This window comes from Mesorhizobium sp. M7A.F.Ca.CA.002.09.1.1, from assembly GCF_003998555.1.
Lineage (GTDB): Bacteria > Pseudomonadota > Alphaproteobacteria > Rhizobiales > Rhizobiaceae > Mesorhizobium > Mesorhizobium ciceri.
On record NZ_RZRR01000474.1, the window covers coordinates 1 to 4,275 of the forward strand.

Sequence of the window (4,275 nt, forward strand, 5' to 3'; positions counted from 1 at the left end):
GGCGATGGTGGCGCCTTCCAGAACCAGCTGAAGTCCGCGCCGGACGGTTTCGACCTCCGGTAACTCAGGCATGACCGCCGATCGCCGCATAGAAAGAAGTGCCGTAGCGTCCGGGCGCCAGCCCGAGATGCTCGGCCACGGTTTCGCCGATGTCGGCGAATGTCGTTCTCAGTCCGATGTCGCCGCCCTTGAGACCCGGTCCAGTGCCGATCACCGGAACGCGCTCGCGCGTGTGATCGGTCCCGGCCCAGGTAGGGTCGTTGCCGTGGTCGGCCGTCAGGATGAGAAGATCGCCCTGCCGCAGCCTCGCAAATGCCTCCGGCAGCCGCAGGTCGAAGGCCTCGAGCGCTGCAGCATAGCCCGCGACATCGCGGCGGTGACCGAATTCGGTGTCGAAGTCGACGAAATTGGCGAAGACGAGGTCACCGTCGCCGGCATCATCCATCGCACCCAGCGCTTCGTCGAACATAGCCATGTTGCCTGCCGCCTTGCGCACTTGCGAAATTCCGCGATGGGCGAAGATGTCGCCGATCTTGCCGACGGCGATGACACGGCTGCCACGCGCCGTCAGCCGGTCGAGCAGGGTCGGTTCCGGCGGGGGCACGGCGTAGTCATGACGGTTGTATGTCCGCTCGAAAGTGGCGGTGGTTTCGCCGACGAACGGCCGCGCGATCACCCGTCCGATCCTGAGCGGGTCAACCAGCCTGCGCACCACCTGGCAGAATTCATAAAGCCGATCGAGGCCGAAATGGACTTCATGCGCGGCGATTTGCAGGACCGAGTCGACCGACGTGTAGCAGATCGGCTTGCCGGTCCGGATGTGTTCCTCGCCAAAGCGCTCGATGATTTCGGTGCCCGGCGCATGGCAATTGCCGAGAATGCCCGGCACCTTGCCTTCGCGGATCATCGCCTCGGTCAGTTCGGCCGGAAAGGCGGGAACCGTATCCGGGAAATAGCCCCAGTCGAGGCGCACCGGCAGGCCGGCGATCTCCCAATGGCCCGACGGCGTGTCCTTGCCGCTCGAAACCTCCTGTGCGGCGCCGTGAAAGGCAGTTGGGAGCAGATCCGTCCCGCTGCTGGCAAAGCCCAGCCCCGTTGCGGTTTCGGCAGCCTTGCCAAGCCCGAGCGAGGCCATCTGGGGGACAAACAGCGGTCCACTGCGAAGCCCTTCGCGATCCGCGCGGCCCTCTGCACAGGCTTCTGCGATGTGCGCGAATGTGTTGGCGCCGGCGTCGCCGTAGCGGTCGGCGTCGGCCGCTCCACCGATGCCGAAGGAGTCCAGAACGAAGAGGAAAGCGCGTGCCATCGAGTTGTTGCCAGTTTGACCGACCAGACATAGGGTTCCGCGACTTCATTGGCAATTCGGAAACCAAACGGCAACGGCTTGGCGTGATAGTCTGGTGCATGTCGCCCAAAAGTGCGCAGCGGTTTTGGGATAACGACATGCACAAACAGAGATGCATGTCGCCCAAAAGTGCGCAGCGGTTTTGGGATAACGACATGCACAAACAGAGATGCATGTAGCCCAACGGTGCGCAGCGGTTTTGGGCTGCGATATGCACAAATGCTCCGGGCATGGGCATGAATCGAGGACAACAGACCGTGGTTCCTGTCATGAGGGTTGCGCTGAAGACTTATGCCGCTCTCATGCTGGCGCAGGTCGCGCTCTGGTCAAATCCGGCGCATGCCGACTGGCGCGACGATATCGGCACGTTTCGCATCGGCATCGTTGCCGAGCCAGGCGCCGGCAACTCCGTTCCGGGGCTGGCACTGTTGACCGACGCCTACACCAAGGCCTTGGGCATGAAGGTCGAGTTTGTCGTTGCCCGCAACTATGCCGCGCTGATCGAGGCGCAGGCCAATGCCCGCATCGAATATGCGATCTATTCGGCCACCGCATATGCGACGGCCTCGCAGCGCTGCTTATGTATCGAACCGCTTGTGGCTCCGGTCGATTCAGACGGCGCGATCGGCATCCGCTCGGTTCTGCTGACGCGGGACGGCAAGCTGCCCGACCTTGCGGCGATGGACAGCCATCGTATCGCCATGGCGCCTCCTGACAGCGTCGGCGGTTCTCTCTTGCCATTGGCGGCGTTGGCGGCGGAAGGCCGCAAGATCGCGGAAGATGCACCGTTTCTGGTCCATGCCGATTCGGCCGCGGCGGCCGAGACGATGCTGGTCGACGGCAAAGCCGATGGCCTGTTCGGCTGGGTGACGGCCGCTGCCGACGGCCCGCGAGAACCGTCGGGCACGCAGGCGAGGTTGGAGGCGGCAGGGCTCTCGGTGACGGCGCTTCGGATCGTATGGACGTCGGGCCTGTTGAGATACGGCCCCCATGCGGTCCGCAGCGATCTCGACCCCGAAGCCAAGCGCCGGCTTGCCGTGTTCCTCACCAACCTCAAGTCGACGACGCCCGATATCTACGATCTCCTGGAATCGAAACATTCCGGCGGCTTCGCCACCGTGGCGCCAAAAGACTACGAGATGGCCGCTGCTATCGTGCGCTTCGTTTCGGACCGTGGGCCGCAGCAGTAGCTGGAGCGGCCTGCGCACGCCTGGCTGCCTCTGTTCAACAGTCGCTGCAAGGGATCGTCACGCTTCTGCGGGGGCGCAGAAAATAGGTTTCGCCCATGGTTATGTTGCTGAAAGCCGAGGTCAGCCCAAGCTTCTGTTGACTGCTCGCGCTCCACGCGATGACCGGCGTATAGCCGAGGTTACTTTCAACGCGGATGAGAAAAGTGTTGGCGACTCTGAGCGACGCCGGGATCGTTGTCTCGGTGGTGGCGGCGGCGCCAGGGCTGGCGACGCCGGCTACCAATTTGCGTGACCACACCACCAGTGCCCTCGTCGCATCGGCCGAGACCTGGATTGCCGTGACGGTGATGGTCGGATTTGAGCGGTTGTAGGGCTGAAGGGTGACGCTGCCGATCTGCATGATGGCGTCGACATCTGCCTTGAGGACGCTTGTCTGCTGGGTGACGAGATCGGCCACCATGCTGCCGATACGGCTGACCTTCTTGCTGGTCTCGATGGCTTGCGACGCTTCCATTGTGAGGAAATACATGATCAGCAGAATTGGCATGATCAACGCGAATTCGACCGCCGCGATGCCACGACGATCGGACCAGAACAGACTTGTTTTCCGCCAAACTCCCGTAATCATAAGATGTGCCCCCGCACGCATCATGCCCATTGCCCTTTTCTTATACTGCTCGTGCATTCCGCTCAGTTGTCGAACGGTTCGTTCTGCCAGGTCACCGATGCGAAGTGCAGCGTCTTGTTGCCGCCCATTGATTTGGCCAGCAGGTCGGTCATGATCGGCCATTTGTAAAAGACCCGCAGCATGTTCCTCGACTCCGCCGCACCCGCTGTCACTGAAAACGACTGGGTTGCGGTGCCTTTCGTCAATACGACATCGCCGTTCTGGATCTTGAAGCCGGCCGTGGCCGCATCCGCGAACGATGTATATTGGCGAAGATCCACCAGCAGTTGATTGGGACAATCCTGGGAAACGATGATCTGCAGTTTTGTGCAGATCATGTCCCGCAAGTTGGTTCCGGCGACGTCAACCGCCCTCAACTGGCCGGTGCGAAGCTTGCGCGCGACATCGTCGGTGATGTTGGCCATCACTTCCTGCGCGGCAAACGAGATGCAGCTTTCCAGAATGGCGAAGACAAGCAGCGCGAAGGGGACTGAAAGGATCGCGAATTCGATTGCCGTGGCGCCGCGCCGGTCACGAAGAAAACGGGCGAAAAACCTTGGGCATCTCACTTTGTGGTCGCCTGCGCGGCCGTATCCCTTGCTCATGTCCGATCCTGCCGATCTCTATGCGGTCTCGGAAGGACCATTAACGCAAACCGATTGAGGTCCGGTTTGGATGATCGTTAAAGTCGGCGCAGGCCTCTTAACCGGCCAATAACCGCACCGGCAGCCGGTCACGCCACCTATCGGCTGACGCTCATCTCCGCCTCGGAAGACTTCTCCGCTTCGCTCTTGTAGGAGCTTTCGCAATACGGCGTGCAGGACATCGTCTGGATTTCGGCACGCCGATAGATGCGCACCGACGAAGCAGCCTGCCGCACGACGGTAACCTGCTCATCGACGATGGGACTGCCGTCGGTATCGAGCACGACCAGATTGGTGACGCCGAAACCTTTGCCGGTGAGCACGATCGTCGAAGCGTCCTGCACGGAAGCGTCGGCGATTGCCGGGTTGCCGACCACGATGGTGTCTGCGGGACGCGACAGTTTGACGATCTTGGCCTGGTTCATCGTG

6 protein-coding genes are annotated in these 4,275 nt (G+C 61.7%); 1 reads left to right on the forward strand and 5 read right to left on the reverse strand.

Features of this window, described 5'->3' with window-relative positions; translation table 11 throughout:
• On the reverse strand, positions 1-72 hold a 72-nt coding region (locus EN994_RS36765; RefSeq protein WP_281060176.1), incomplete at its 3' end, for a DNA-formamidopyrimidine glycosylase family protein.
• Positions 65-1,306: a phosphopentomutase gene (locus tag EN994_RS20000; protein WP_013533691.1), complete on the reverse strand. Its 1,242-nt coding sequence runs from the start codon at positions 1,304-1,306 to the stop codon at positions 65-67. The genes EN994_RS20000 and EN994_RS36765, both read right to left, overlap by 8 nt.
• Before the next feature lie 308 nt (positions 1,307-1,614).
• Here EN994_RS20000 and EN994_RS20005 point away from each other — a divergent pair, with 308 nt between their 5' ends.
• Positions 1,615-2,535: a PhnD/SsuA/transferrin family substrate-binding protein gene (locus EN994_RS20005; protein ID WP_063169997.1), complete on the forward strand. Its 921-nt coding sequence runs from the start codon at positions 1,615-1,617 to the stop codon at positions 2,533-2,535.
• Between the two features lie 34 nt (positions 2,536-2,569).
• On the opposite strand, the gene EN994_RS20010 is transcribed toward EN994_RS20005, so the two are convergent.
• The 3 genes from EN994_RS20010 to EN994_RS20020 all read right to left on the reverse strand — a co-directional run.
• Positions 2,570-3,193: a TadE/TadG family type IV pilus assembly protein gene (locus EN994_RS20010; RefSeq protein WP_318014161.1), complete on the reverse strand. Its 624-nt coding sequence runs from the start codon at positions 3,191-3,193 to the stop codon at positions 2,570-2,572.
• A gap of 32 nt (positions 3,194-3,225) precedes the next feature.
• On the reverse strand, positions 3,226-3,807 hold the full coding sequence (locus EN994_RS20015) for a TadE/TadG family type IV pilus assembly protein (protein WP_063169998.1): 582 nt from the start codon (positions 3,805-3,807) through the stop codon (positions 3,226-3,228).
• Positions 3,808-3,944: 137 nt separating this feature from the next.
• Positions 3,945-4,275, reverse strand: a 331-nt coding sequence (locus tag EN994_RS20020) for a pilus assembly protein N-terminal domain-containing protein (RefSeq protein WP_127307748.1), incomplete at its 5' end; no start/stop codon positions are given.